The 26,342-nt window shown below is 67.9% G+C and carries 26 protein-coding genes; 11 read left to right on the top strand and 15 right to left on the bottom strand.

The window, feature by feature from the left end:
- Positions 1-62: 62 nt before the first annotated feature.
- Entirely contained in the window at positions 63-4,070 is a 4,008-nt protein-coding gene (locus AB0M22_RS11185) for a hypothetical protein (protein ID WP_364723737.1), read from the bottom strand.
- 181 nt (positions 4,071-4,251) lie between these two features.
- Positions 4,252-5,304, bottom strand: coding sequence for an NAD(P)-dependent alcohol dehydrogenase (locus AB0M22_RS11180; RefSeq protein ID WP_364723734.1), 1,053 nt, complete (start codon positions 5,302-5,304; stop codon positions 4,252-4,254).
- A 177-nt stretch (positions 5,305-5,481) separates the two neighbouring features.
- Here AB0M22_RS11180 and AB0M22_RS11175 point away from each other — a divergent pair, with 177 nt between their 5' ends.
- The gene (locus AB0M22_RS11175; protein WP_364723731.1) at positions 5,482-6,570 is read left to right on the top strand and encodes a trypsin-like peptidase domain-containing protein; all 1,089 of its coding nucleotides are present in this window, start codon (positions 5,482-5,484) and stop codon (positions 6,568-6,570) included.
- Here the strand turns inward: AB0M22_RS11175 and AB0M22_RS11170 are convergent.
- Together AB0M22_RS11170 and AB0M22_RS11165 are read right to left on the bottom strand one after the other, a co-directional pair.
- Positions 6,567-7,133, bottom strand: coding sequence for a vitamin K epoxide reductase family protein (locus AB0M22_RS11170; RefSeq protein ID WP_364723728.1), 567 nt, complete (start codon positions 7,131-7,133; stop codon positions 6,567-6,569). The two genes, AB0M22_RS11175 and AB0M22_RS11170, sit on opposite strands and share 4 nt — an antisense overlap.
- Positions 7,130-7,906 (bottom strand): thioredoxin domain-containing protein, encoded by a 777-nt coding sequence (locus AB0M22_RS11165; RefSeq protein ID WP_364723725.1) that lies wholly within the window; start codon positions 7,904-7,906, stop codon positions 7,130-7,132. The genes AB0M22_RS11170 and AB0M22_RS11165 overlap by 4 nt, the downstream gene beginning before the upstream one ends.
- Positions 7,907-8,098: 192 nt before the next feature.
- On the opposite strand from AB0M22_RS11165, the gene AB0M22_RS11160 reads away from it, so the two are divergent.
- Positions 8,099-8,959 carry an LLM class flavin-dependent oxidoreductase gene (locus AB0M22_RS11160; RefSeq protein WP_364723723.1) on the top strand — a complete coding sequence of 287 codons (861 nt, stop codon included), beginning with the start codon at positions 8,099-8,101 and terminating at the stop codon, positions 8,957-8,959.
- Between the two features lie 6 nt (positions 8,960-8,965).
- Here the strand turns inward: AB0M22_RS11160 and AB0M22_RS11155 are convergent, their stop codons facing one another.
- Genes AB0M22_RS11155 through AB0M22_RS11140 form a run of 4 tightly spaced genes read right to left on the bottom strand, consistent with a single transcriptional unit; the run spans position 8,966 to position 11,628 of the window.
- A complete protein-coding gene (locus AB0M22_RS11155) occupies positions 8,966-9,814 on the bottom strand; it encodes a polyphosphate kinase 2 family protein (RefSeq protein ID WP_364723720.1) in 849 nt (282 codons plus the stop codon).
- A gap of 30 nt (positions 9,815-9,844) precedes the next feature.
- Entirely contained in the window at positions 9,845-10,573 is a 729-nt protein-coding gene (locus tag AB0M22_RS11150) for an ESX secretion-associated protein EspG (RefSeq protein ID WP_364723718.1), read from the bottom strand.
- Positions 10,570-11,208, bottom strand: coding sequence for a hypothetical protein (locus tag AB0M22_RS11145; RefSeq protein WP_364723715.1), 639 nt, complete (start codon positions 11,206-11,208; stop codon positions 10,570-10,572). The genes AB0M22_RS11150 and AB0M22_RS11145 overlap by 4 nt, the downstream gene beginning before the upstream one ends.
- Positions 11,209-11,235: 27 nt before the next feature.
- Positions 11,236-11,628 carry a hypothetical protein gene (locus AB0M22_RS11140; protein ID WP_364723713.1) on the bottom strand — a complete coding sequence of 131 codons (393 nt, stop codon included), beginning with the start codon at positions 11,626-11,628 and terminating at the stop codon, positions 11,236-11,238.
- A 169-nt stretch (positions 11,629-11,797) separates the two neighbouring features.
- Here AB0M22_RS11140 and AB0M22_RS11135 point away from each other — a divergent pair, with 169 nt between their 5' ends.
- From AB0M22_RS11135 to AB0M22_RS11120, 4 genes are all read left to right on the top strand, one after another.
- Complete coding sequence (locus AB0M22_RS11135) at positions 11,798-12,523, top strand: GntR family transcriptional regulator (RefSeq protein WP_364723710.1); 726 nt, start codon at positions 11,798-11,800, stop codon at positions 12,521-12,523.
- Positions 12,524-12,609: 86 nt separating this feature from the next.
- Entirely contained in the window at positions 12,610-12,816 is a 207-nt protein-coding gene (locus AB0M22_RS11130) for a hypothetical protein (RefSeq protein WP_364723707.1), read from the top strand.
- A gap of 108 nt (positions 12,817-12,924) precedes the next feature.
- Positions 12,925-14,178 (top strand): serine hydrolase, encoded by a 1,254-nt coding sequence (locus tag AB0M22_RS11125; RefSeq protein ID WP_364723704.1) that lies wholly within the window; start codon positions 12,925-12,927, stop codon positions 14,176-14,178.
- Positions 14,179-14,330: 152 nt separating this feature from the next.
- Positions 14,331-14,897, top strand: coding sequence for a hypothetical protein (locus AB0M22_RS11120; RefSeq protein ID WP_364723702.1), 567 nt, complete (start codon positions 14,331-14,333; stop codon positions 14,895-14,897).
- A gap of 6 nt (positions 14,898-14,903) precedes the next feature.
- Here the strand turns inward: AB0M22_RS11120 and AB0M22_RS11115 are convergent, their stop codons facing one another.
- The 5 genes from AB0M22_RS11115 to AB0M22_RS11095 all read right to left on the bottom strand — a co-directional run bounded on the left by AB0M22_RS11115 (position 14,904) and on the right by AB0M22_RS11095 (position 20,356).
- Positions 14,904-16,031, bottom strand: a complete 1,128-nt coding sequence (locus AB0M22_RS11115; RefSeq protein WP_364723699.1) for a serine hydrolase domain-containing protein — start codon at positions 16,029-16,031, stop codon at positions 14,904-14,906.
- A gap of 72 nt (positions 16,032-16,103) precedes the next feature.
- Positions 16,104-16,736, bottom strand: a complete 633-nt coding sequence (locus tag AB0M22_RS11110; protein WP_364723696.1) for a methyltransferase domain-containing protein — start codon at positions 16,734-16,736, stop codon at positions 16,104-16,106.
- Positions 16,737-16,811: 75 nt separating this feature from the next.
- Positions 16,812-18,062, bottom strand: a complete 1,251-nt coding sequence (locus tag AB0M22_RS11105) for a saccharopine dehydrogenase NADP-binding domain-containing protein (RefSeq protein ID WP_364723693.1) — start codon at positions 18,060-18,062, stop codon at positions 16,812-16,814.
- An 18-nt stretch (positions 18,063-18,080) separates the two neighbouring features.
- Positions 18,081-19,517 carry an AarF/ABC1/UbiB kinase family protein gene (locus AB0M22_RS11100; RefSeq protein WP_364723690.1) on the bottom strand — a complete coding sequence of 479 codons (1,437 nt, stop codon included), beginning with the start codon at positions 19,515-19,517 and terminating at the stop codon, positions 18,081-18,083.
- Between the two features lie 155 nt (positions 19,518-19,672).
- Positions 19,673-20,356 carry a TetR/AcrR family transcriptional regulator gene (locus AB0M22_RS11095; RefSeq protein ID WP_364723687.1) on the bottom strand — a complete coding sequence of 228 codons (684 nt, stop codon included), beginning with the start codon at positions 20,354-20,356 and terminating at the stop codon, positions 19,673-19,675.
- 203 nt (positions 20,357-20,559) lie between these two features.
- Here AB0M22_RS11095 and AB0M22_RS11090 point away from each other — a divergent pair, with 203 nt between their 5' ends.
- The 5 genes from AB0M22_RS11090 to AB0M22_RS11070 all read left to right on the top strand — a co-directional run bounded on the left by AB0M22_RS11090 (position 20,560) and on the right by AB0M22_RS11070 (position 24,778).
- Positions 20,560-21,897 (top strand): DUF445 family protein, encoded by a 1,338-nt coding sequence (locus AB0M22_RS11090; RefSeq protein WP_150399862.1) that lies wholly within the window; start codon positions 20,560-20,562, stop codon positions 21,895-21,897.
- Between the two features lie 104 nt (positions 21,898-22,001).
- Positions 22,002-22,505, top strand: coding sequence for a helix-turn-helix transcriptional regulator (locus AB0M22_RS11085; protein ID WP_364723684.1), 504 nt, complete (start codon positions 22,002-22,004; stop codon positions 22,503-22,505).
- Entirely contained in the window at positions 22,502-23,170 is a 669-nt protein-coding gene (locus tag AB0M22_RS11080) for a heparin-binding hemagglutinin (protein WP_364723681.1), read from the top strand. Before AB0M22_RS11085 ends, AB0M22_RS11080 begins: the two co-directional genes overlap by 4 nt.
- A 115-nt stretch (positions 23,171-23,285) precedes the next feature.
- Entirely contained in the window at positions 23,286-23,591 is a 306-nt protein-coding gene (locus AB0M22_RS11075; RefSeq protein WP_150399860.1) for a DUF2516 family protein, read from the top strand.
- A gap of 149 nt (positions 23,592-23,740) precedes the next feature.
- On the top strand, positions 23,741-24,778 hold the full coding sequence (locus AB0M22_RS11070; protein WP_364723677.1) for an alpha/beta hydrolase: 1,038 nt from the start codon (positions 23,741-23,743) through the stop codon (positions 24,776-24,778).
- Positions 24,779-24,786: 8 nt separating this feature from the next.
- Here AB0M22_RS11070 and purU read toward each other — a convergent pair whose 3' ends face one another.
- Both purU and AB0M22_RS11060 read right to left on the bottom strand, forming a co-directional pair.
- Positions 24,787-25,677: a formyltetrahydrofolate deformylase gene (gene purU / locus AB0M22_RS11065; protein WP_364723674.1), complete on the bottom strand. Its 891-nt coding sequence runs from the start codon at positions 25,675-25,677 to the stop codon at positions 24,787-24,789.
- 69 nt (positions 25,678-25,746) lie between these two features.
- Positions 25,747-26,307: an N-acetyltransferase gene (locus tag AB0M22_RS11060; protein WP_364723671.1), complete on the bottom strand. Its 561-nt coding sequence runs from the start codon at positions 26,305-26,307 to the stop codon at positions 25,747-25,749.
- Between the last annotated feature and the right edge of the window lie 35 nt (positions 26,308-26,342).

Raw genomic sequence — 26,342 nt, 5'->3', positions numbered from 1 at the left:
CAACGTACCCACGATCGCCACAGCCCGCGCCCGCAACATGCGGGCGCGGGCTGGGCGCTTGGTCAGATCTCGATCGAACCGGCGGCCGGCATCGGGGTGCGCCACAGCGTGCCGATGAAATCGAGCATGCGCTGGCGGACATCGTTGCCGTAGGACGGGTTGTTCCCCGCGATCGCGATGGCGACGAAGTAGGCCGACCCGCGCCCGGTGCCGCGCAGCACCGGGGCGCTGTTCGACATCGGCAGGTAGTGCTTGCCGGCCAGGTTGTTGTGGCCGCGGATGGCCACCGCCTGGATGGTGATGGTGGCGAACAGCGCGTCCCAGTCAGCGTTGCTCGACGCGGTGGCGAAGTCGTCGTCGCTGGTCAGGGTGACGCCCTGGGCGGCGAGGGTGGTCGCCAGATTCGTCCACCGGTCCTTGACCGCGGTGATCCGGGCATCGTCGCCCGCATAGCCGCGGACGAAGTTCACGATCGGCAGGTAGGCGACCCGGCCGGTGGACTGGATGGCGCCGCGGCCGCGGAACTTGTAGAAGTCGGCCTCCTGCAGGAACGCGGTCGAGCTGTCGATCGAGGTCGGCACCCCGGCCGGCCAGGTGGTGCCCTTCCACTCGGTGCGGTCGCGCACCGCCTGCGCGGTGGGCGCGAGCGTGCCGAACGCGGCCAGATAGATCGGGTCGTGGAAGCAGGCGAACGCGGTGTGATTGCCGTTGCCGGTGTTGTAGGACCCCTTGGTGAAGGCTGCCTCGCCGGGACGCTGGATCAGGAACGAATCGAAGGCGTAGGACAGACCTGGATGGCCGTATCCGCCAACGGTTTCCGCGCCGCGGAATTGCAGCTTGCCACCCGTCTCGTGCAGGAATTTGGCCATCAGCGTGGCGAATTCGGGCAGTGAGATCCCCGGGACGCCGACCCCGCGATCGGTGCCGACGATGGGCGGGAAGGCATTCCAGGTCTCGGTGAAGCGATTCAGGGTGTCGGCGTCCACCGACATCGACAGCGGTCCCCAGCTACCGCGCCCGGCCAGCGTCGAGGTGAACCAGCCGGCGAAGGTCTTCCCGGTGACATCGAGGAAGTAGTTGTCGATGTCGGTCGCGTTGAAGAACTCGACCGCCGCAGCCTGGCCGAGCTGTGCGTCGGTGGCCGCGGTAATCGGCACGGCGGCAGGGGGTTTCCCGGTCGAGGCATTCACATAATTGGGGTCGTAGGCGCCCTGCAACGCCCGCGCATACGCCTCCTTCGCGGCCTCGGCGGTGATCAGGTTCTTCGCCTGTGCGTTGCCGAGGACGTGTTGCAGGTCTTGCAGGTCCTGGGTGGTGGTGGAGGATCGGTCGCTCGGCGAGGTCCGGCCCGATCCGAGCCCGGCGGCCGGTTGGCCGCTCGACCCGCCGTCGCCGCCCGCGCCCGGACTGCCGTACTTGGCTTGGATCTCGCGCGCCTTGGTCGCGGCCTCGGCGATCGAAATCGTGTTGTCGGACAACTTCTTCAGCAGATCGGCGACCTCCGCGCGGCCGGACATGTCCCGGAAGATCCCCGGCGTGCCGAGCAGTTGCAGGGCCGCGGCCAGGCCCACCGGATCCGGTGCGGGACTGGGTGATACGACGTTGACCAACGACTGTGGGAACGGGGTCGGCGTCGGGTTGGTCGGGACCGGCGTCGGCGTGGTCGGCACGACCGGCGCGATCTCCGGCGCCTGGATCGGGATCGGGTGCTCCTCCCACTTCCAGAAGCGGGTGTTGTCGATCTCCTCCGCGACATTGCAGTGGCCCAGTTTGCCTTCGGCGAAGACACCGCGGGTCGGCATCGTGATCAGCCGTTCCGTCTGGGCCTCGGGCGGCGGGTCCAGCACCACGGTCCCGGCCGCGGTCAACGGGTAGGCGACGTGATTGCCGAACACCTCGAGCGGCGTCGGCACGGCCACGTCGGCCAGGGTCTTGCCGTCGGCCCACGGCATCGTCTCGAACGCGACGCTGATGTCCGCGGTGCGAGTGGCGAGCATGACCGCGCGGTTGTAGTAGGCGTTGTTGGTGTTCACGTGGTCGATGAGGCGCTGGGCGTTCTGATATTCCTCCGGCGTCAGCGATTTGGCCGGCGACCAGTTCGGCGGCAGATCGGCGGGCCGGGGTCCGGGACGCCGGATGAAGGTGACGGTGTTGGAGGACCCGTTCTGCCGGAAGAACAGATCCACGTCCACGTTGTCCAGGAGCGAAATGGCGCCGCCGGGATGGAAGGCGTTGATCGCCAGGCGATCCGCCCGCCAGTTGTTGTCCTCGTGCAGCACGAACTCGAACCCGACCAGATCGCGCCACGGGACCGGCTGATCCGGCTTGGAGATGAAGCTGGCCGTCGCCGTATCGTTCAGTCGCTCAGCGGTATTGACGTTGCGGGTCAGGTCCCCCTTCTCCCATTCGAGCAGCAGCGGCCGGCTGACCACGTTGTTGCCGTCCAGCAGGATCAGGTTCAGCATCACCTGCTTGTCGGTGGTGTCGCCGCCGCCTTCGGAAGGCTTGACGTAGAACTCGAACAGGCCGAATTGCAGGTCACCCTCCCAGAATTGGCGAATCGGCCTGTCCAGGCTGCCGGGGTCGACGCCGTGCAGGCTCTGGTTCTTGGCCACCAGATCCTGTTTCGCCAGCGCCGCGAAGCCGGGCGCGAGGGCCGGATCGAGCAGCACCGGCTCCAGCACGGCCCGCCGGCGCAGCAGTTCCGCGATATCGAAATTCACGATCGGCGCCGGATGCTGGACGAGCACCGCCGGGCGGCGGCGCACCCACTGCACCGCGAGCCGATAGTGCCGCAGCACTTCGTAATACAGGATGGTCAGCGTGTGCGCGTGGTTGTAGTTGGAGAAGGTGCGGGTCTGGATCGACTCGTGCTCCTCCTGCCTGGCCTGCACCACGACCGTCGAATTGATCTCGCGCTGTGCCGAACTCGCCTGGCTGAAGCTGTCGCTGAGCCGTTGCACGTTCTCCGCGGTCAGATCGCGGCTGCCCTCGCTGGTCGCGGTGCTGCCGCCCATGCTCCAGGCATCGCCGACCGCGGCGCCGATACCGACCACCCCGACGCTGCCGCTACCGCTGCCGCCGCCGGAATGCGCGACCCCGCCCATGAAGTTGGAGCCGTGCTGCATCTCCCGCAGGCCCGCCTGCACCGTCTCGCTGATCGTGCGGTCCCGGTGGGTCTGATGCAGGACGTCCTCGGTGAGCTTGGTGTGCTCGTCGCGCCGGGTGAGGCTGTCCCAGGACCAGTCCAGGATCGCGAGTTTCACCGATTCGCCCGGCGCGAGCGGGAGGCTGTAGAGGATCTCGCCGAGGGAATGGCCCAGCGCGCTCCAGGTGACCTTGTACTCGTCGATGTAGGCCGCGCGATAGGGCTCGGGGATGGTGATGCCGGGCGGGTCGTCGCTGAGCCGGACGACCTGGCGGGTGGTGAATTCGTGCAGCGACAGGGTCGCCGGGTAGAGGTTCTCGCAGCCGTTCTCGCCGACCAGCTGCGTGGGGTTGGTGGCGAACGAGGACGGGGACAGCTCCCAGTCGGTGAGGTTCGGATTTTGCATGGTCGCCATGCCGCCCTCGTAGTGCGGCGGGGCGATGCCGGTGGGCGGCAGGACGATTCGGCCGACCACCGCGCCCGCGGTGAACCGGTTCTGGTCGAGCACATCCACCCATTCGGCGGCGCCGTAGGCGAGGGCGCGGATGGTCATCGTCTGCTCGTCGTCGTTCTCGCCGTCACCGTCGGCGACCGCGGCCGCGCCGTAGCGGCGCACGGTGACGGTGTTGTCGAGCCGGCGGCTGACCGGCGTGGGCAACCGGGTCAGGTCGAAGGAGACGTACCCGACGTGGTCGGTCCACAGCACGCCGAGCGGCGCGGCCCATTCGATATCCGAGTCCGAGTCCGAGTCCGAGTCGGAGTCGGATATCGAATCGGTTTCCGCGCGTTCGAGGGTGTGTGACCCGCCGCCGCAGCGCCGGACCACCACCTCGGCATAAACCGGATGCCGGGCGATCGGCGCACCCGACTCCTTGTCGATGAGGAAGAGCCCGAGATTTGTGTGCGAACGCACCGTGTCCATGACAGATCCATTTCTTCCGAGTCATGACTGGAAAATTGTTTGGATCTGGACGGTAGCTGCGGAAATATGTCATCGTCGCGGGTAGCGAACTACCCGAGACCGCAACGTTTTCGGTTTCGGGCGACTGCGCGTGGTTCGGTGAACGGACCCGATTCGAGTAGTCCTGGAACTACTCGGGACCTCATATGGTCGACACGTCGATGACGAAGCGGTAGCGGACGTCGCTGGCGACCACGCGGTCGTAGGCGCCGTCGATCTCGTCGGCGGAGATCACCTCGATCTCCGCGCCGATGCCGTGCTTGGCGCAGAAGTTCAGCATCTCCTGGGTCTGCGCGATGCCGCCGATCATCGAGCCGGCCAGCGAGCGGCGGTAGCCGGCGATGGTGAACGGCTTGATCGCCATCGGGTTTTCCGGCAGGCCGAGGATCACCAGGGTGCCGTCGAGGTTCAGCATCTTCATGTAGTCGTCGATCGGCAGGTCCGCCGAGACGGTGTTGAGGATGAGGTCGAACTTGCCGCGCAGCTCGCGGAAGGTCTGCCGCTCGCTGGTCGCGTAGTAGTGGCTCGCGCCGAACAGCTTGCCGTCCTCCTGCTTGCTCAGCGAGTGGCTGAGCACGGTGACCTCGGCGCCGAGCGCGGCCGCGATCTTCACCCCGACGTGCCCGATCCCACCCATGCCGATGATGGCGACCTGCTTGCCCGGTCCGGCGTTCCAGTGCCGCAGCGGGGAGAACAGGGTGACGCCCGCGCAGAGCAGCGGCGCGGCCTGGTCGAGCCCGATGCCCTCCGGGATGCCGACGACGAAGCCCTCGGTCACCACGATCTGGGTCGAGTAGCCGCCCATCGTGTACCCGTCGACCTGAACCGACGGATCGACCTGCGTGTTGTAGGTCATGGTCGCGCCGCGGGTGCAGTACTGCTCCTCGTTGGCCAGGCACGGCCCGCATTTGCCGCAGGAATTCACCATGCAGCCGACGCCGACGCGATCGCCGACCTGATACTTGCTCACCTCGGACCCGACCGCGGCGACCAGGCCCGCGATCTCGTGACCGGGCACCAGGGGATATTTGGTGCCGCCCCACTCGTCGCGGGCGGTGTGAATGTCGGAATGGCAGATGCCCGCGTATTTGATATCGATCAGCACATCGCGCGGACCGAGGTCCCTGCGCTCGATCGTCACCTTCTCGAATGCGCCATCGGATGCGGATAGGGCGTACGCGGCAGCAGTTGTCATGCATACATGCCTACCGCCGCATGCACCCACTTGCCAAACACGACACATAACGGACATGCCTGAAATAGCGACACGCGGGTATTTCGGCGAGGACCACCGACTGCCAGCGCCATTTTCTGATCTACGGTGAAGATCTCCGGCCACAATGGAATTCGCAGGTATCGAGGCGGAGAAGCGATGAATGAGCAACGGTTCGGCGGCCGCGCGCTGGCGATGATCGTCGCCGCGCTGCTAGCCGTGGCCGCGTTCCTCGGTTACCGGGGCGAGCTGCCCAGCTGGTCCGGCGGCGCCACCGAGGTCGCCGCGCCGATCCTCGCGCCGCCTCCGCCGCCGCTCGATCCGCTCGCCGTCGCGGCCGTGGTCGACCCGGCGCTGGTCGATATCACCGCCTCGACCAGGCCGTTCGGGCTCGGTGCGGCCGGGTCGGGCATCGTGCTCACCGCGGACGGTCAGGTGCTGACCAGCCATCACGTGGTCAAGGGCGCGGACACGGTCACCGTCACCGATGTCGGCAACGGCCGCGAGTACGACGCGGTGGTGCTCGGCTACGACTCCGACGCCGATATCGCGCTGCTCGGGCTGACCGGCGCGACCGAACTGCCGACCGCGCGGATCGGCACCTCGGCCGGCGCGCGGGTGCACGACGAGGTGCTGGCGATCGGCAACGCGGGCGGCGTCGGCGGCACCCCGACCGCGATCCAGGGCGTCCTCACCGATCTGGACAGCACCATCGTCGCGCTGAATTCGGCCGACCTGTCCCGCAAACCGCTCACCGGGATGCTGGAGGTCGCCGCCGCGGTCACCTCCGGGCAGTCCGGCGGCGCGCTCGCCGATCGGGAGGGCGCGGTGATCGGGGTGATCGCCGCCGCGTCCGGCGATCCGGCGCGCGCGGTGAGCAGGCCGCCGAACGGCTACGCGGTGCCGATCGACACCGCGATGCGGGTGGTCCACCAGATCCGCTCCGGCACGCCGACCGACACCGTGCACGTCGGGCCGACCGCGACGCTCGGCGTGCTGACCACCGACGCGAAACCCAGCGGGGCCCGCATCGACCTGGCGCTCTACGGGCTACCCGCCTACGCGGCCGGGCTGACGCACGGCGAGGTGATCGTCGCCGTGGACGGTCGCGAGATCACCTCGGCCCGCACGCTGCACGCGGCGATCAACGTGCACAAGCCCGGCGACTCGATCCAGCTCGACATCCTGGACACCGCGGGCGCCCGGCGCACGGTCGCCCTGGTGCTGACGCTCGGCACGCCGAACTAGACCAGCGACAGCCAGTAATCCTGGAACCGCAGGAAGACCAGCAGCAGCACCACCGCGTAGAACAGCGCGACGATGGTCCAGCGCCACTCCGCGAGGATGCGCAGCGGGCCACGCGACCCGCCCCAGAGCTGATCGGTGACCACCGCGAGCAGCGGGGTGATGATCGCCCACACCACCATGCAGTACGGGCACAGCGCGTTGATCCGGTACAGGCTCTGGAAGATCAGCCAGCCGACGAACACAACGCCGAGCAGCAGGCCGATCCACAGCCCGCCCCAGATCCATTTCGGGAACCCCACCCCGGCCACCGACAGCACCGCGAGGGTGACCAGCACGGAGAAGCCGACGATGCCGATGATCGGATTCGGGAATCCGAACACCGCGGCCTGCTTGGTCACCATCACCGATCCGCAGGACAGGATCGGATTGATGCTGCACGAGGGGGTGTAGCCCGGGTCGGTGAACAGCTTGAACCGTTCGATGGTCAGCGCCACCGCGGCCAGCCAGCCGGCCAGCCCGCCCAGCAGCAGAATCCAGGCGGCCCGGGGTGGGGCGGTGGTCACTGCGCCGCGGCGGCAGCGATCGCCGGTGCGAGGCCGCCGGGGCCCATCAGCTCCTGGCTCGACTGGACCTGCTTGCCGTTGACGAAGACCGACGGGGTCGACTGGATGCCGCTCTTGAGCACCTCATCGGTGCGGGCCTGGATGTACTTGTCGTACTTCACATCCGTGATGCAGTTGGCCACCGAGTCCGGGTAACCCGCGTCCTTGGCGATCTGGACCAGCTTGTCGTTCGGCAGGCCGGAGCCGCCCTCGGCGGGCTGCTGGGCGAACATCGAGGTCAGCCAGGCCATGTATTTCGACGGATCCGCCTCGGCGACGCAGTACGAGGCGTTCGCCGCGCGGGTCGAGTAACGGGTGCTGGAAGCCTTGTCCAGGAACGCGATCACGTTGTATTCGACCGCGATGGTGCCGTTCTTCACGTTGTCGTCGAGCACCTGCGAGTTGGCCGCCTCGAAGCCCTTGCACGCGGGGCACTGCAGGTCGGCGACCACCCGGACGGTGACCTTCGCGCCGGGCTTGCCGATGCGGATCGCGCCCTTGTCGGTGATCGTGCCGGTGATGCCCGCCGGGTCCGCGTTCGCGGCGGCCGCGATGGCGGGGCTCGGCCCGGGGTCGTCCTTGCGCGCCTTCTTCACCGCGACACCGATACCGATCGCCGCGATGAGCGCGATCAAGACAGCGGCCACGCCCACTTGGATGAAGATCTTGCGGTTGCGGTCGCTGCGATCCGCCGCCAGCAACGGGTTCTTCTTCCCACCCGGGTTCTTGCTCACCGTGCGTTCACCACGCCTTTCGCTCGAGACTGCCGGTACCTGCCGCCACGATGGTAGAGCTGGAATCTCATCCCCGCGTGGTCGGGCCACGGCCACATCATCATCGGTGAACCTGAGAGATTCCGAAATATCGGGCGCCGACGCGGCAGTGGTATCTCGTGGTTGTCATACCCACCCGGTAGGAATTGCAGGATGACTGTCCTCGGTGCCGTGTTTCGTCCACAGAATCCGCCGGAGCGATTGCGGGCCGTCGCCCGGGTCGCCGAGGAGTCCGGGCTGGAGCAGCTCTGGCTCTGGGAGGACTGTTTCCTGGAGAGCGGAATAGCCAGTGCCGCAGCGGTATTGGGCTGGACCGAGCGGCTGCACGTCGGCATCGGACTGCTGCCGGTGCCGCTGCGCAACGTGGCGCTCACCGCGATGGAGGCGGCCACGCTCGACCGGCTGTTCCCGGATCGGGTGCTGCTCGGCGTCGGCCACGGCGTGCAGGACTGGATGGGTCAGGTCGGTGCGCGGGTCGAATCCCCAGTTACGTTGCTCGGTGAATATCTGGACGCGTTGCGCGCGTTGCTGGCCGGCGAGCGGGTCACCACCTCCGGTCGCTACGTGCGGCTCGACCATGTGGCGCTCGACTGGCCGCCGTTCGCGCCGCCGAAGATCTACGCCGGCGCCCAGGGGCCGCGCTCGATCCGTCTGTGCGGCTCGCATGCCGATGGGACGCTGCTGGATTCGATCACCGACGCGGACGGTGTGCGAGCCGCGCGGAAACTGATCGATGAGGGGCGGGCCGCGGCCGGGCGCACCGATCCGCATCCGGTCGTCGCGAGTCTGCTCGCGGTCACCGGCCCGGATGCCGAGGCTCGGCTGGCCGCCGAACGGACGCCGAAGCACGCGCCGGGCGCGGGCGTCGCCGGTGGCGCGCAGGTCGTGGCCGACGCGGTGCACCGGCTGGTCGAGGCGGGCGCGGACACCGTCATCATCCAGCCGACCGCGGACGAGCCGGATCCCGAAGCCTTCGTCCGCTTCGTCGCGGAGGAAGTCCGCCCGCTGGTCTGAAGATCGTCAGGCCTCGGCGAGACGGCGCTTCTGCTCCTCGACATCGAATTGCGCCGCGGGCCATTCGAGCTCGAGGCGTTCGAGCGCGTCGATGAGCAGCTCGGTGATCGCCAGGCGGGAGAACCACTTCCGGTCGGCCGGGATCACGTGCCACGGGGCGTAATCGGTGTTGGTCCGGTCGAGCATGGCCTGGTAGGCCTCTTGATAGGCGGGCCAGAAGGCGCGCTCATCGATGTCGGACGGATTGAACTTCCAGTACTTGTCCGGCCGTTCGAGGCGCTCCATCAGCCGCTTCTTCTGCTCATCGAGCGAGACGAACATGGCCACCTTCACCACAGTGGTGCCCTCGTCCACGAGTTCGCGCTCGAACGCGTTGATCTCGTCGTAGCGCGGCTCCCACTCTTTCTTCGGGACCAGGTCGTGCACGCGCACGACGAGCACGTCCTCGTAGTGCGAGCGGTCGAACACGCCGAGCTGCCCGCCGCGCGGCAGCGCCTTGCGGATGCGCCACAGGTAGTGGTGGCGCTTCTCCTCCTCGGTCGGCACGCCGAACGCGTGGTGGTCGACGCCCTGCGGGTCGACCGAGCCGATCACGTGCCGGACGATGCCGCCCTTGCCCGCGGTGTCCATGCCCTGCAACACGAGCAGCACGCTGCGCGAATCACCGGAGCGCCCATTGGCATAGAGCCGTTCCTGCAACGCCGAGAGCACCTCGGTGCGTTCGGCCTGCAGCTCCTGGCCTGCCGCCTTGTCGCCCTTGAACCCGGGCGTGCCGTTGGTGTCCAGGTCAGCGATCCGCAATCCATCGGCTTTCAGGGCCTCGGTGGCCGGAACGGACCACTGCTTCTTCGCCATCTCCCACAACTACCACAGCGGGGGCCCGGCTCAGCGGATGTGCGCGAGACCGATCAGCTGGGCCGCGAAGTCCTCGTCCGAGACCGGGGTGAGGATGAGGTCCTGCGAGGTGGTCAGCAGGTAGCGGCCGTCGCCGGTGAAATCGAGCCAGGTGCGGTGCCGGGTGGGCGGCGACATCGGGTTGTCCGGCTCCACGGTCACGGTCAGGAAGCCGCGTCCGTCGACCGGTTTGCGCAGCGTCTGGCGGAACCGGGCGGCGGCGCGATGCCCGTTGGTGAGGAACTGCTCGTCGCGGTCCGGGCCGAGCACCGCGTCCTGCGGTTCGCGCAGGGTGCCGAGCTTGCCCGGCTGGGCCGGGCCGATGATCTGTACCAGGCGCTCGCCGACCTGACGGGCGTGACACATCAGCACCGTCACCTTGTCCGGGGTGGCGACCAGGATGCCCGCGTGATTGTGCACCACCGCGGCGAAGGCGAGGATGCGCTCGGTGTCCGCGCCGCTGCCGTTGCGCGGGGGCGTGCTGCGCTCGCCGGAGACGGTGATGGTGGTCGCGTCGGTGCGCCCGCACAGCATGAGCGCAGCGGCCAGGTCCGGGTCGGCCTGCCGGGCGAAGCGTTGCGGCAAACGCAGTGCGGCGTACTCGGATTCGGTGCGCACGGTGGCCGCGGGCACCATGTTGACCGGGTACGGCCTGCGGTCGAGGCTGGTTTCGTTTTCCCAGACGTGTGAGAACTCGTCCGGGGTGAGCACCCATTTCACCGCGCCGCGCCCCCGTCGCCCGCCGGCCGTGGTCCGTCGGGAGGTGGGATGAAGCGGGGCACGTGATTGCCGGAGGCGGGCATGGTCGGCACGTAGACGTAGGTCATCGTGTCCCGGACATCGGCCTCGACATCGGCCGCCGCGCTGTCGTGCGCCATCCGCCGCTGGCCGCCGTAGACCGCCTCGGCGGCCGGGTCGGCCAGCGGGCGATACGGTTGCGGCGCCGGGATCGCGCCCCGGATGGTTTGCGCGGCATCGCAATTCAATTCCATCAGGCGCGCGACGGCGCGGCACACATCGTGCGCCGCGGTGCCGGCCAGGATGAACTCCCTGGTGGCCCGCGCGGCGGCATCGGCGGCGCGGCCCGACCAGCGGGCGAACTCCCGGTTGGCGGCGTCGGAGAACACCTGGAACGCCTCCGCGAGCGCGTCCGCGTTCGCCTGCCACGCGGCCGAGGCCTGGCCGAGCGCGGCCGGGTCGAGCGCCTCGTGCACGAGGTCCCAGATCTCCTGATGGCTGTAGGAACCGAAGCGTTCGCGGTCCGGCGCGTACGCGGGATCGGTTGCGCCGGTGCGTAATCCGGCCAGTTCCTGGCGGATGGTCTCGGCGGCGGCGCGGGCGGCGGAATCTGCCATGACTGCCTCAGCCTGCTCGGTGCTGGGTCATCGGGCCTCTAGGTGCTCGGCGACCAGATCGATGGCCGCCTTGTTCGCGGCCTCGGCATCGGCGAACATCTTGCCCGCCGCCAGATACGCGGCCTTGAACAGCAGCGCGGTCTCCTGGAAGGCGGCCAGGGTGTCCAGGTATTGCCTGCCCTTGTCGCCGAAGCCGCGGGTAAGTCCTTGTCCGCTCGGCAGATTCGGGAAGCCTGTCACGTCGGTGACGAGATGTCCGTTGACCATGGCGTGGTGTAGGTCCTCGACCAGCTTGTCGCAAGCGGCAGCGAGGTTTTCGGCGACGTCGGGCGCCAACTCGAACGGCTGACCGGTGCCTGCCCCGGTGGCCGCCGCGTAGAGTTGTCTTGCCGTCCCCTGCCCGGTGTCCGGTACCGCCATCTGGGAAACCCCCTCTGTTGGTCCACTCCGTAGCGCCGTACTTGAACGGGCACTCTACCGGGCGGTAACGCCCGCCGGGACCTGCTTGGCCGTGCGGTCCCGCTGTGATGTGGGGCACGATGGTTAGACTTGCCAGTGGCCTGAGGCGGTGTGCGCAGAAAGGCGACCGGTGCCCGAATTCGATGAAGTACTGCCGAAGTATCTGCGGATTTCGGGGTACCTGCGCGATCGAATCGAGCGCGGTGAACTCGCGCCCGGCGCCGAGGTTCCGTCTGAACGCGAACTCGCCGCGCAATGGAAAGTGGCCAGGCCGACCGCGGCCAAGGCGCTGAATACGTTGCGGCAGCAAGGAATTGTGGAATCACGACGCGGTTCCGGCACCTATGTGTCCGACAGTCCGGTCGTGCGCGAGCGGGCGCCGCACTACGGCTCGGCCTACGCGGAGGGTGCGACGGAGGCCGTACTCGAGGCCGCGGTCGTCGCCGCGCCCGAGCATGTCGCCGAGGTGCTCGGGGTGCCACAGGGGAGTGCGGTGCTGATGCGAAAACGGTTGACCGGCAACGACACTCAGGCGACCGAGCTGGCGACATCCTGGTTCGGCGGCGATCTCGCCGAGCTCGCGCCGCGGCTGCTGCGCGCCGAGCGGCTGGCCGGCGGCACCCTGCGCTACCTGGAATCGGTTGCCGCCCTTCGGGTTTCCTACCTCCGCGACCGGGTGACCGCCCGGCTCGCCACCGCCGACGAGCGACGGCACCTCGGGTTGCCCAGGCCGGCCGCCGTGCTGGTGCACCAGCTGACGTTGCACGCCGCCGACGGGGGCGTGATCCAGCTCGACGAGATGGTCCACCCGCCCGCGAAATGGATGTTCCAAAAGGAATATTCCAGCAGGTCATAGGCCCTTTTTCCGATTGACACCCGGGTGTGACGGATGGCATAGTCGCGGTTGTCGGAAGTGGCATAGGCCAAAGGGTGGGAGGTGCGATGTTCGATCAATTGACCATCGGTAGCTGGGTGATCGTCAGCGAGCGCTGCTCGGTCCGGCGCGCGCCCATGCAGATGGACGCGCACCTGACCTACGTCTTCGAAAGCGGCGGAAACGAATTCGAACTCGCGCTGGCACCGGAGATACTACGACGCATGGTCGCCCTAGGCGCCGAGCCCCCGCCCGAGGACGACGACCCGGACTGAGCCGCGGAAATCCCGGTCGCCGCGCGCCTTCTCGCTGTCCGCCGGAATGTACGGCGAGAAGGCATTTCTCTCACCGGGATCTCAGCTCCACGTCGATATGCTGGGCAAATGAGCACACTCCCGGACACGTTGGTGACGGTGGTCGAAGATCTGGACTCGGTGACCACGATCGGCGCCGAGGACGATCCGGCTGCGGCCGGGTTGACCGCGGGCGAGGTCGCGGCGCTGTGGGAGTCGGTGCGGGCGTGGTACCGGCTGGGGACCACCCCGGCCATCCAGGTGTGTGTTCGGCGCAACCGGAAGATCGTGCTGAACCGGGCCATCGGACACGGCTGGGGAAACTCGCCGGGCGACGCCGCGGACGCGACGAAAGTGCTTGCCACGCCGGAAACCCCGTTCTGCGGATTCTCCACCGCGAAAGGGGTCGCCGCGGCGCTGATGTTCATGCTGATCGAACAGGGCGCGTTCGGTTTCGACGATCCGGTGAGCCGCTACATTCCGGAATTCGCGGCCAACGGCAAGGAACGAATCACCATCGGTCACGTGCTGACCCATTCGGCGGGCGTGCCATTCGTGACGCCACCGTATAAAGGGTTCGAATTGGTGGTCGACGAGGAATTGGCGGTGCGCGGTCTGGCCGACCTGGTGCCCAGCTGGCCGCCGGGTCGGTTCCGCATTTATCACGCGATGACCAGCGGGCTGATTCAACGGCTGCTGGTGCAGCGGGCGACCGGCAAACGGATGCGCGAACACCTCGCCGAACAGGTGCTCACGCCACTGGGCTTCCGCTGGAACAACTTCGGCGTCCGGCCCCAGGACGTCGACCGAGTCGTGGCCGGCGTGAAGACCGGACCGGGACCGTCGCGCATCTCGAAATACCTGGCGCGCAAGGCGCTCGGCGGCGGCATGGGCGGCGCCGTCTCCGACGCCGCGACCCGGACCTTCCTCACCGCGGAACTCCCGTCGGGCAACCTGGTCACCACCGCGGCCGAACTGTCCCGCTTCTACGAAATCCTCACCCACGGTGGGGAATTGGACGGCGTGCGGATCATGCGACCCGACACGTTGCGCGCGGCGATGCAACCGGCGCCGTGGCTGCCGGGCCTGGCCGGACGGGTCAGCCGGGCCGGCTTCGAACTGGGCGGGCGCCGATCGAAGTTCGGGCGCGATACCCAATCCCACTTCGGCCGCAGCGGACTGACCACCCAGTACGGCTGGGCCGACCCGGCCCGCGGCCTGTCCGGCGCCATCCTGACCAGCGGCAAGGCGACCACCGACACGCAGCGGCCGACGCAACTCGTCGCGCAGATCTCCGCGACCGTCGATCGGCTCGGCGATGGCGATAAGCCGTCCTGGCTATGAATTGCCGGGGTCGGGAAATTCAAGCCCCGTAAATGCGGGGCACGCGCGAACAATATGTACGCAAAATCACTGTGGTGTATCGGATTCGGACATTCTGCCGATACGCCGATCGGAGCGTGGTGCGCGCGCTCCGATCGAGATGGAGATCGAACATGTCGCAGTGGAACACCAGTAGACCCAGGGCGCGAAAGATAGTTCTGTTATCCGCCGCCGCAGCAGCATTGGCGCTCGCGCCCGCGGCGATCATCGTGCCCGCCTTCGCCTTCCCCGAAACCTCCGCCGCACCCACCGAGACCACCACCGCCGCGCCGGTCACGACCGCGCCGCCGGTCACGACCGCCCCGCCGGTGACCACCGCGCCGCCGGTGACCACCGCACCGCCGGTGACCACGACCCCGCCCGTGACGACCACACCCCCGGTCACCACCACGCCACCGGTGACCACCCCACCGATCATCACCCCGCCGGAAACGACGTTCCCGCGACCCACCGAGCCGGACGACCCCTACAACCACGACGGCTTCGACGACTGGGGCTACGACCGATTCGGTTACGACCGAGCGGGATACGACAAGTGGGGCTACGACCGCCAAGGCTATGACCGCCAGGGCTACACCGCCCAAGGCTGCGCCCGCACCGGCGACGACCGCCCCGACGCCGACCGCGTGGCCTGCGAACTGCGCCGCGCCCGCCCGTCCACCGGCAGCGCCGGTCGCTGATTCCGCTCAACCGAGGCAGAGCGCCGCATCGGCGACGGCGCTCATGTCGGCCTGATGCAGCACCGTGGTGATCGGGTCGGGGAGTTGGTTGAGGGTGATGGTGACCGCTCGGTTCGGGGTGGCGGCGTTGATCACGACGAAACCGTTCATGGCGCCGCCGTGACTCCAGACCTCCAGGCCACAGGCGTTGGTCCGATGGAACAGGCCGAGGCCGAAATCGTCCCCGCGCAACGGATCACCGGACGGGACGACGCGTTGCATGTCGGCCAGCTGGGCCGGTGGGAGCAGTTCGCCGGACAGTAGGGCCATGAAGAATCGATTCAGGTCGGCGCCGGTCGACACCATGGCGCCGTCGGACAGGCCCCAGCCCGGATCGATGTCGGTGATATCCACCAGCGCGCCGTCGAATTCGTGGTAACCGCGGGGGTGCGGTAGCCGAATGATGTTCTCCAGCGGGAACAATGGCCAATAGGTGTCGCGCAGGCCGAGCGGGAGGATGATCCGCCGGGTGACCTCCAGGCCGACCGGCTGACCCGTGACCCGCTGGATCAACTCCCCGGCCAGCAGGAAGTCGGTGTTCGAGTAGCCGGTGCTGGTCCCGGGGGCGAATTCGGCGGGCTGATCGAGACCGAGCCGGATCAATTCCGTTGCCGCACGGGGCCGCTGCAAATCGGCGACCGAGGCGAGATTCAGATACGCCAGGTAGTCGGGTATTCCGCTGCTGTGCTGCAACAGATCTCGCACGGTGATCAGGTTCCCGTCGCCGCCCGGACCGTTGACCACGCCGGGAAGGTAGTGCTCCACCGGCGCATCCAGGTCGATGCGCCGCTCCGCGGCCAGCTGCAAGACGACCGTTGCGACGAAAGTCTTGGTGTTGCTGGCGATCCGGACCTGGGCGTTGTCCGGGAACGCGCCGCCGGTGCCGAGATCCCCGATACCGCTGTCGAGTTGAGCGTTCAGGCCGTCCCCGGCGACCACGAGCTGCGCGCCGGGAACGCCGACGAGCTGCACCAACTGGTCGAGATAGGTCTGCAACTGCGCTGTGGGGGAGTCCGGTTCGGCCACCGCGCTACCGGGCGTGATCGAAAACGCCGCCGCGCCAACAAGAACCGCACTGATCAGGAATCGCCGCACCGGTTCTCCATGTTCGTCTGACTGGGCCAGTAGGGTTATCCCTGGCCAGACGAAGATCGTTTCCGATTCCGGTTATTCGGGCCGGGTCGCGCTGACGTACTGCAACAGCCGGTGCACATCCTGCTCGATGTCGACCAGGCCCGCGGCGGCGAACAGATCGGGAAATGTCCTGGTATCGAAGACCCGTAGCCCGCTCCACCCGCCGACGACCCGGCTGACCTCGCCGAACGGGTTGTCCGCCCGGTAACTGGTGGTGATGGCGATCCGCCCGCCGGGCGCGAGCACGCGCAGCATTTCGCGAGTCGCGCCGATCGGGTCGGGGATCAGATAGAGCGCGCCGAAACAGCACACCGCGTCGAACGTGCCGTCCGCGAACGGCAGCACGCGGGCATCGCCGCGCAGATATCCGACGCGCGGGCCGGCATTGTCGGCGACCGCGCGGGCGAGCATCGGTTCCGAGTAATCGAGGCCGATGGCGAAGCCGTCACCGGTCAACGCGGTACTCAGGTGACGGGTGAAATTGCCCGGCCCGCAGGCGATATCGAGTACCTTCTGCGGCCCGCCGAGCCGCAGCGTGCTGATCGCATCGCGACGATCCGACTCGGTCGTGCGCCCGCTGGCCAGGTAGAACAGCGCGGGCCGCCACGCCCGCTCGTACACCGCGGCCAGCGCCGGATGGTTCATCGTGCGTCGCGCCAGGTTCATCGGGTACTCCTCATTGCTCTTGCGCGCGGGCGGTATTCGGTCGGAACTACCGAATGCCGCCCGCCGCAACGTCTTTCAGACTCGCGCGACTTCGATGGTCATGCCCGCCGCGCGCAGCCGCTCGGTGAGCGCGTCACCCATCGCCGCGCCGGGGGTGAGGATGCCGGCCAGCTCGGGCTGCTTGTCGGTGTCGAAGGCCAGCGACAGCCCGCTCTCGCCGAGCAGCACCGCGGTCGCCTTGTAGCCGGGATCTCCCTTGCCGGAGAAGGTCGCCACGTACTTGGCGCCCGAGGAGGTGCGGGTGAACGTCTTCATCGCGAACCACCCACTGTCGCGGGCCTTTTCGCTCGGGCCGGTGCCCGGCTTGGGCAGCACCCGGTCGAGCAGCTTGCGCCCGGCCGACACCCGGGACAGCAGCGCACCCGCGGCCAGGCCCGCGACGATGCCGCCCGCCATGCCCGCGGCCACCAGCGGGGCGGCCGGCGACTTGCCCGCGCTCATCACCTCGCGGTAGCGGAAGTTCTTGCCGTACACCCAGCCGAGCAGCCCGTTGGTCCGGCGCACGATCTTGGTGTTGTGCGCGGCCATGACGAACGTGCTCACCCAGCCGTCCAGGCTCGGGTCGATGGTGCTGGCCCGGGACAACGCCTGGTCGGACTGACGCCCGACGTCCGGATCCATCGACCGGTCCGGGCTCAGCGAATACGGGTGCGACAGCACCGATCCCTTGCTCGGATCGGCGGCGATCGCCTCCATCATCGCCCGGCCGGAATCGATGGTGCCGCCGCTGACGCCGCCCTTCAGCGACGCGACCAGCGTGGTCTCCTCCAGCTCGCCGGTGTTGTCGGCCAGCGAGCGCTTGTACAGCTGGTACACGCTCAGATCCGACGGGATCGAGTCGTAGCCCGCCGAATTCACGATCTTGGCGCCGGTCGCGACGGCCTGCTCGTGGTACTGGTCGATCGCGTCCCGGATGAACAGCGGCTCGCCGGTGAGGTCGGCATAGTGCGTGCCGGCCTTCGCACAGGCGGCGACCAGCGGCAGGCCGTAGCGCAGGTACGGGCCGACCGTGGTGACCACGACCTTGGTCCGCGCGGCCAGCGACGCGAGCGCGGCCTCGTCGGTGGAGTCGGCCACCACGAGCCCCCAGTCGGCGGCGGCCGGGCCGAGCTCGGTGCGGACCTTGGTGAGCTTGTCCAGCGAGCGCCCGGCCAGCGCGATCCGCGCGGCTGCCGGCGCGGCGGTGAGCAGGTACTCGGCGGTCAGCTTGCCGACGAAACCCGTTGCACCGAAAAGGACTAGGTCGAACTCGCGATTGTCTGCCATGGTCTTCCGTTTCTGCGGTTACGCATCGGTGCTCGGTTTGGGGACCTTCTTGGCCCTGGCGCGCGGCTTCTTCGGCGCGACGGGCGGATGCTCGGCCAGCCACGCGTGGTGGACCTTGCCGAGCTCGGTGACGGGCGGCTCGCTGTAGAGCCATTCGCGGGAGATCTGATGCCAGTTCGCGGTGCAGCCGAGCTGACCGAGCATGCCGAAGGTGAGGAAGTCGGCGCGGCGGGAGAACAGGTGTTCCGGCGGCAGGTTCTGCTGCTTCATGCCGGTGAACTCGCTGGCCCGCGGGTCCACCGCGAGCAGGAACGCGCCGCTGGCCAGCTCCGGGGTGATGGTCAGGTCCTCGTCGATCAGACACCATTCGGACGCGGCCAGCACGTACTCCAGGCACTCCTCGGCGCCGATCTCCTCCGGCGAATCGATCACCCCGCGCTGGATCATCAACTCGCGCAGGTCTTCCGCGCGGTCCTCGGCGGCCGCGCGCAGGCAGGTCAGCTCGAACTGCACGTGCTCCGGGTCCATCCGGTTGAACAGCCCGAAGTCGAGGAAGGCGACCTTGCCGTCGTCGGCGAGCAACACGTTGCCCGGATGCGGGTCGCCGCAGAACTCGTTGAAGGTGAACAGCGAACCGACGTAGAAGCGGTAGATGATCTCGCCGATCCGGTCGCGCTCGGCGTCGGGCAGCTGGCGGATCTCCTCGAAACCCTTGCCCGGCACGTATTCACTGACCAGCACCCGGGTGGTGCTGAGCTCGGGCATCGAGCGCGGCACCACGATGAACGGATGCCCGGCGTAGAGCTCGGCGATCTGTAGCTGGGTGTTGGCCTCGGCCTGGTAGTCGAGTTCGCTCTCCATGTTGAGCCGCAGCTCGTCCAGCACGGCCGGGGTCACCCAGGGCATCGCCGATTGCAGCACCCGGCGAAACATGGCCAGGTTCTTCAGATCCGCGCGCACCGCGGCGTCGATGCCCGGGTACTGCACCTTGACCGCGACCCGCCTGCCGTCGTGCAGCGTGCCCCGGTAGACCTGCCCGATCGAGGCGGCCGCGATCGGCTCGGCCTCGAACTCGGCGAAGATCGCGCCGAGCGGCTGGCCGAAATCGTCCTCGATCACCTGGCGCATCGACTCGAACGACACCGACGGCGCGGCATTGCGCAACACCGCGAGCCGCTTCTGGAACCGTTCCCGATGCGCCTCCGGCACCAGGTCCATGTCCAGCACGGACATCATCTGCCCGAGCTTCATGGCCACGCCCTTCATGGTGCCGAGCACCATCACCACCTGCTCGGTGGTGCGAATCATGGACTCCTCGGCCATCTTCGCGCGGACCGCCTCGGATCGGCCCCGCATCGACAGGCGTGCGCGTTGCGTGCGGATAACCGAGCTGGCTGCCACGGCACCGAGCTTGGTGCCACGAGCAAGCCGGGAGGTCGGTACTTGCTTCGCCATCGAGGTACCTCCATTGGTGCCAGTGCGCGGGGCGGTGACGCAGCCCACTCGGGCGCACCGCTCGGGTTCAGAGTAGCCAACCGCGCGGCAAAGTCGAGCCCCTCGTCACACTTTTGCTAGCACCCCAGCTAGCACCCAGGAAGTCGGGCGTTTGATCAGTTAGCCGAGTTCGCGCCGGGTGAGGGCAGCACATGCGGCTGCGCGTTGAACACCTCGGCGGAGCCGTTAGCACGCGCCATCCCGTCGATCGCGCTCCAGGCCATCATGGTCAGGTAGTCGATCACTTCTTCGCGGGACATGGTCTTGTTCGTGGTCCACCAGTGCGTGGCCAACTGGATTCCGCCGACCAGGACGTAGGACCACAGCATGGCGCCGTCGGTCTGAATGCCCTTCTCGGTCGCGCGATCGATGATGACCGCGGCCACCACCTCGGCGAACAGCTTCTCGAATTCGGCCAGCGAGGACTGATCGGCCGAGCCGTTGCCCATGATGAAGCGATAGACCTCGGGGTCCTCGTCGACCGTGCCGACGTACTCGGCCAGCGCCGAGCGGACCAGCTGATACTCGTCCGCGTCCAGGCTGATCGCGCCGTAGACCCTGGGCATCAGGGTGGTCTCGATGAACCGCTGCATGGTCGCGTGGACCAGGTCGTTCTTATCGGAGAAGTACCGGTAGAGGACGGTTTTGGAGACGCCGATCTCGGCGGCGATCTCGTCCATCCCGGCATTGGAGCCGCGGGCTCGGACAGCGGCAAGCGTGCCGTCGACGAGTTCCTCGCGGCGGTCGATCTTGTGCTGGCGCCAACGGCGTTTGCGGCCATCCTGTCGGCCGGTGCGCACCGCCGCCGGTCGGTCGGCGAGCTCGCCGACGTCGACAAGGTCATCGGTGGACAGCGTGGGCTCCTTAGTTGGTCGGTTTCTCCTCGGACCACCAGCTTAGGTCCCGGTCGCTGGTGATATGCGCGTTTGGGCAGGGATGCGACGGGTTGCACATCTTCCGCGCCTCAGGCGGGCAGACGCTCCGGCACAGCAGAATGGAGGACATGGAGAAAGCTCCCGGCAACATCGCGGTCCTGGAAACGCCCCCGGCGCCCGCGGCCGCCGCGCCCCTCGGCTTCGCCGCCGTGCTCGACGAGGAAAGCAAGCGCCGCGACCTCTGGCGAATGAAGGCGCTGGCCACCGGGCTACTCGCGGTGGCAACGGCGATCTATCTGTTCTGTCGCTGGCTGGAATCGCGGGGCAGCGGCGGTGGCTGGGTGGACTACGTGCGCGCGGCGTCGGAGGCGGGCATGGTCGGCGCGCTGGCCGACTGGTTCGCCGTCACCGCGCTGTTCCGGCATCCGCTCGGCCTGCCGATTCCGCACACCGCGATCATCCGGAAGAAGAAAGACCAGCTGGGTGAGAGCCTCGGCACCTTCGTCGGCACCAACTTCCTTTCCCCCGAGGTGGTTTCGGCGAAGGTGACCTCGGCGCAGATCTCCTGGCGGGTCGGCAAGTGGATGGCCGATCCCGGGCATGCCGCGCGGGTGGCCGAGGAGAGTTCGACGCTGCTGCGCGCGGTGGTCGACGTGCTGCGCGACGAGGACGTCGAGCAGATCATCGACCAGACGATCGTCAAGCGGATCGCCGAACCGCTCTGGGGTCCGCCGATCGGGCGGGTGCTCTCGGAGTTGCTCGCGGACAACCGGCAGCTGGTGCTGCTGGACCTGCTCGCCGAGCGGGCGCACCAGTGGGCGCTCGGTTCGCAGGAGACGATCGACCGGATCGTCTTGCGCGATGCACCGCAATGGGCGCCGAAATTCGTCAACATTTTGCTTTCCGAACGGATCTATCGCGAACTCGTCGAGTTCACCTGGAAGGTGCGGTCGAACCCCGAGCACGAGGTGCGGCTGGCCGCGAATCGCTTTCTCGAGGAATTCGCCGACGATCTGCAACACGACGACGCGATGATCAAGAAGGCGGAGCGGATCAAGGCGCAGATCATGGGCCGCGACGAAATCACCGGCATGGCCTCGGCGACCTGGCGCGCGGCCAAACGATTGATCTTGGAATCGGCGGACGATCCGAACAGCACGTTGCGGCGTAAGGTCGGCGAGAACGTGCAGCAACTCGGCGAACGGTTGCGGGACGACGCGGATATGCGCGCGAAGGTGGACGGCTGGATCGACCGGGGGGCAAGGTATCTCGTCGGGAACTACGCCGGGGAGATCAGCACGCTGGTCACCGATACGGTTGCCAGGTGGGATGCGGACGAGGCAAGCAAGAAGATCGAATTGCAGGTCGGGCGTGACCTGCAATTCATCCGCATCAACGGAACGGTCGTCGGTTCGCTTGCGGGCCTGGTGATTTACACAATTTCGCAACTGATGTTCGGTGGCTGAGACATAGCGCGCCGGATGTTTGCCGAGAGGGTGCTAGCAGACTGCTTGCAATAGTTAGCACCCTGCCCTAGAATTGAACTCGTACAACCGCCAGAAGGTGAGTGATGGCAGACCAGCCCGAGGTTTCCGCCGAGTACACCGATAGTTCGGCCGAGCAATCGACCGGCGTCGGAGAAAAAGCGGCCCGCGTGTTAGATGCGGCGCACGACATCGGAGGCTTCATCAGGGCACAGCGAGAGGCCGCGCAAGTCTCGCTGCGTCAGCTCGCCACCCTTGCGGGAGTGAGCAATCCGTACCTCAGCCAGATCGAGCGCGGATTGCGCAATCCGTCCGCCGAGGTACTCGCGCAGATCGCCAAGGCACTGCGGGTGTCGTCGGAGGTGTTGTACGTCCGGGCCGGCTATCTCGAACAGCGGCCACACAGCCCGGTGCGGGATGCCCTGCTCGCCGATACGTCTGTCAGCGAACGGCAGAAGCAGGTGCTGCTCGAAATCTATGAATCGTTTCGCCGGGAAAACGGAGGGAACGAGCCCGGGGGGGATGGGGACAGCGTCGTTCCGCGCACACCAACTGAAACTCCGCCACGCCAGGAGAACGAAATACCATGACCGAGAAGACCAACCCGACCGTGACCAAGCCGCTGCTCGCGACCGTCGGCGCTGGCGATGCCATCTACGCCGCCGTGACCGATGTCGTCACCCAGGTGCGTGAGCGCGCCGCGTCCACCGACGTCTCCGCCCGGGTCGAAGAGGCCCGTGAGCGCTTCGCCAACGTGCCCGCCGATGTGCAGGCCCAGTTCGAGACGCTGCGCGAGCGGCTGGCCGGACTGCCCTCGGAACTGCCGGAGGACCTCGCCGAGCTGCGCGAGAAGTTCACCCCCGAGGAACTGCGCACGCTGGCCGACAAGTACTACCACCAGGTGCTCGACATCTACGCCGATCTCGCCGTGCGCGGCGAGGAGACGGTGGAGCGGCTGCGCGCCAACCACCTGGTCGAGGAGCAGATCGAGCGCGTCGAGGGCCTGTACAAGGACGCCGCGACCCGCGCCGAAGACGTGCTGGGCCGGGTCAACGGCCTGCTCGGCCGCCCGGCCAAGGTCGAGGACGAAACGGTTGTCGCGCCGGTCGTCGACGCCGAGGTCGTCACGGTGACCACCGAGACCACCCCCGCCCCCGAGGTCAACGGCACCCCGGTCGAGGATGTCGCGCCGGCCCCGAAGAAGGCCCCGGCCAAGAAGGCTCCGGCCAAGAAGGCCGCGCCGAAGAAGGCTTGATCCACCCGCTGCACCGGCCGTCCTGACCGCTGATTTATCAAGGGCGGCACCGGTATCGGAGTTCTACCCGGCAACGCCCCTGCACACCCTGGTGTGCAGGGGCGTTGCTCGTATGATGGGACAGGTGAATATGGTGCACGGATTGACCGGGATGATCCTGCTCGTGCTGTGGCTGGCGGCGCTCGGCGCGACGATCTTCGCGCTGATCCACGCGGTGCGGCAGCGTCCGGACGCGTTCACCGCGGTGGACAAGCTGACCAAGCAGATCTGGCTGGCCATCCTCGGGGTCGCGGTGGTCTTGTTGCTGCTCTCGCCGGCCGGCCTCGGCCTGCTCTCGTTCATCGCCATCATCGCCACCGGCATCTATCTGGCCGACGTGCGGCCGAAGGTCGACGAAATTCAGCGGGGTCCGCGCTGGTAGCGGTATCGCGTCCCGGCCAGGTGGGCGGGCGGATTTCGGCCCCGGGTAAGCGTCGGACGTCGAATACTCGATAACTTTTCGAGTGCTAGCACTAGCTAGCAGCGCGCATCGGAGTTACTGTATCTAGCAGTAACACAAAGGAGTGTCCGATGCGTGCCCTGCTGCCGACTGCGTTGGTGAACTTCCCGGAACAGCTTCGCGGGAAGCTCGACGCACACCGCGCAAACCTGCGCTCGCGTACCTACGCGACCACCGCGTTCAACCCGCCCGCGATCGCGCCCGAGGTGATCCCGGTGATCACCAAGGACGGCGCCCGGCTGCGCGTGCACGCCTACGGACCCGCCGACCGGCCGGTGATCGTGCTGGTGCACGGCTGGAGCTGCTGCATCGAATACTGGAACGCGCAGATCAACGCCTTCGCCGGCGAGTACCGGGTGGTCGCCTACGACCAGCGCGGGCACGGCGAGAGCGAGCGCGGCGACAGTGCGCTGAGCATGGATCTGCTCGCCGCCGACCTGGCCGCCGTGCTCGACGCGACGCTGCGCCCCGGCCAGCGGGCCGTCCTGGTCGGCCACAGTCTCGGCGGCATGACCTTGCAGGCTTGGGCCGGACGCTATGCCGACCGGGTCGCCAAGCAGGCGCTCGCGGTGCTGCTGACCAATACCGCACCCGATCGGCTGGTCTTCGAGACCACCGTGATCCCGCTGCTGAACCGGCCGATGCGGCTGCTGGAGCTGAAGGTTCCGCTGCCGTTCCTGTTCGGCCGCTTCGGACTCGGCGCGCCGCTGGTCTTCCCGCCCATCGCGCCGATGCGCTGGCTGTTCGCGCGCTCGATCATGACCACGAAGGCCAAGGGCGACCTGCTCGACTACAGCATGGCCATCGTGCGCTCGTGTCCCGCGGTGGTACGCGCCAGGTTCGGCCGGTTGCTCGCCGACATGAACGTGGGCGAGGCCGCGCGCAACCTGGTGGTGCCGACCACGGTGATCGCCGGTGAGTTCGACGACATGACCCCCGTGGTCCATTCCGAGCGGATCGCCCAAATGCTCAGGGAGACTGGCAGTCTGGCCCGGTTCACCACGCTCCCGACCGGACATCTCGGCAACACCGAGGCGTTCGAGCAGTTCAACGAGGAGCTGGGCCACGTGCTCGAATCGGTGCGGCTGCGCACCGAGATCGCGGGCTGACGTTCAGCTCAGGTGAACACGACCGTGCGCCGGCCGTGCACGAGCACCCGGCCTTCCAGGTGCCAGCGCAGGCCGCGGGCCAGCACGACGCGTTCGATGTCGCGGCCCTGCCGGACCATGTCGCGCACGTCGTCGGCGTGGTCGATACGGCTCACGTCCTGCTCGATGATCGGCCCCGCGTCCAGTTCTGCCGTGACGTAGTGGCAGGTGGCGCCGATCAGTTTCACGCCGCGGGCGAAGGCCTGGTGGTACGGGCGGGCGCCGACGAACGACGGCAGGAAGCTGTGGTGGATGTTGATCGCCCGGCCGGTCCAGTGCGCGCACAGTTCCGGCGGCAGCACCTGCATGAATCGGGCGAGCACCACGGCGTCCGGGTTGTGCGAGTCGACCAGCGAACGGACCTCGGCGAAGGCCGGGCCGCGCTCGGCCGGGTCCTTCGGGAACTGGACGTGATGGAACTTCACGCCGTGCGCCTCGGTCATCTCGGCCAGATCGGGGTGATTGCCGATCACCGCCTCGATGGTGGCGGGCAACTCGCCGCTGGCCGCGCGCCCGAGCAGATCGTGCAGGCAGTGTCCGTCCTTGCTGACCAGCAGCACGGCCCGGCGGCGGGCGCCGGAATCGAGCAGCTGCCATTCCGTCTCCGGGCCCAGCTCGGCGGCCACCGCGGCGAATCGGTCGCGTAGTTCGGCGAGCCCGAACGGCACGGTCGAGGCCTTGATCGCCTGGCGGGTGAAGAACCAGCCGCTGTCGGCATCGGAGTGGTAACCCGCCTCCACGATCGAGCCGCCGAACTCGGCGATGAACGAGGTGATCCGGGCGATGATGCCCGGCCGGTCGGGACAGCCGAGGGTCAGCACGAATCGGCGGTCGTCCAGGGCGGGTAGAGCGGCACTCATGAAACCCATCCTTCCAGGTCACCCCGGACGATTGAGCTCCGCCTGAAGTCTCGAAGAGGCCGGGGAGCCTCAGAGTTCGTAAAACGGTTCGGCGTAGTGGAATTCGCCGGTGATGCGCGGGTCATAGGCGCTGAGCGCGCGGACTTGGAAGTGGGACACCCAGGACGGATCGTCCGGCGTGATGCCGAGGCGGGCTGCGGGGACGAAGCCGAACTGGGGGTAGTAGTCGAGGTGGCCGAGCAGGCAGACGAGCGGCTCGTCGAGCGCGTCGGCGGCGCCGAGCGCCGCGTGCATGAGGGCCGAGCCGACACCGGTGCGCTGGTGTTCGGCGAGCACGCCGATCGGGCCGAGCGCCAGGACCGGGAACGGGCCGATGCTCGCTCTGGTCAGGCACACGTGGCCGATGACGGTTTGGTACTCCACCGCGACCATCGAGAGGGTCGGGATCCAGCCTGGATCACTGCGCAACCGGGCGACCAGATCGGCTTCCGGCGGGTCGACGCCGTCCTCGGCCGGCGGTTCACCGGTGAGCTCGGTCAGGTCGCCGTCGGGGTGGTGCGGACCGAACGCGCTGCGATGTACCGCCGCGATTCCGGCGATATCGTCGGCACGTTCGCGACGGATCAGCACGGTGTCGTCTCCTCCCGAACCAAGTAGGGGTCCAT

Source organism: Nocardia sp. NPDC051756 (assembly GCF_040681495.1).
Lineage (GTDB): Bacteria > Actinomycetota > Actinomycetes > Mycobacteriales > Mycobacteriaceae > Nocardia.
The sequence above is the reverse complement of the archived record's forward strand: the minus strand, read 5'-3'. Positions and strand labels throughout refer to the sequence as shown.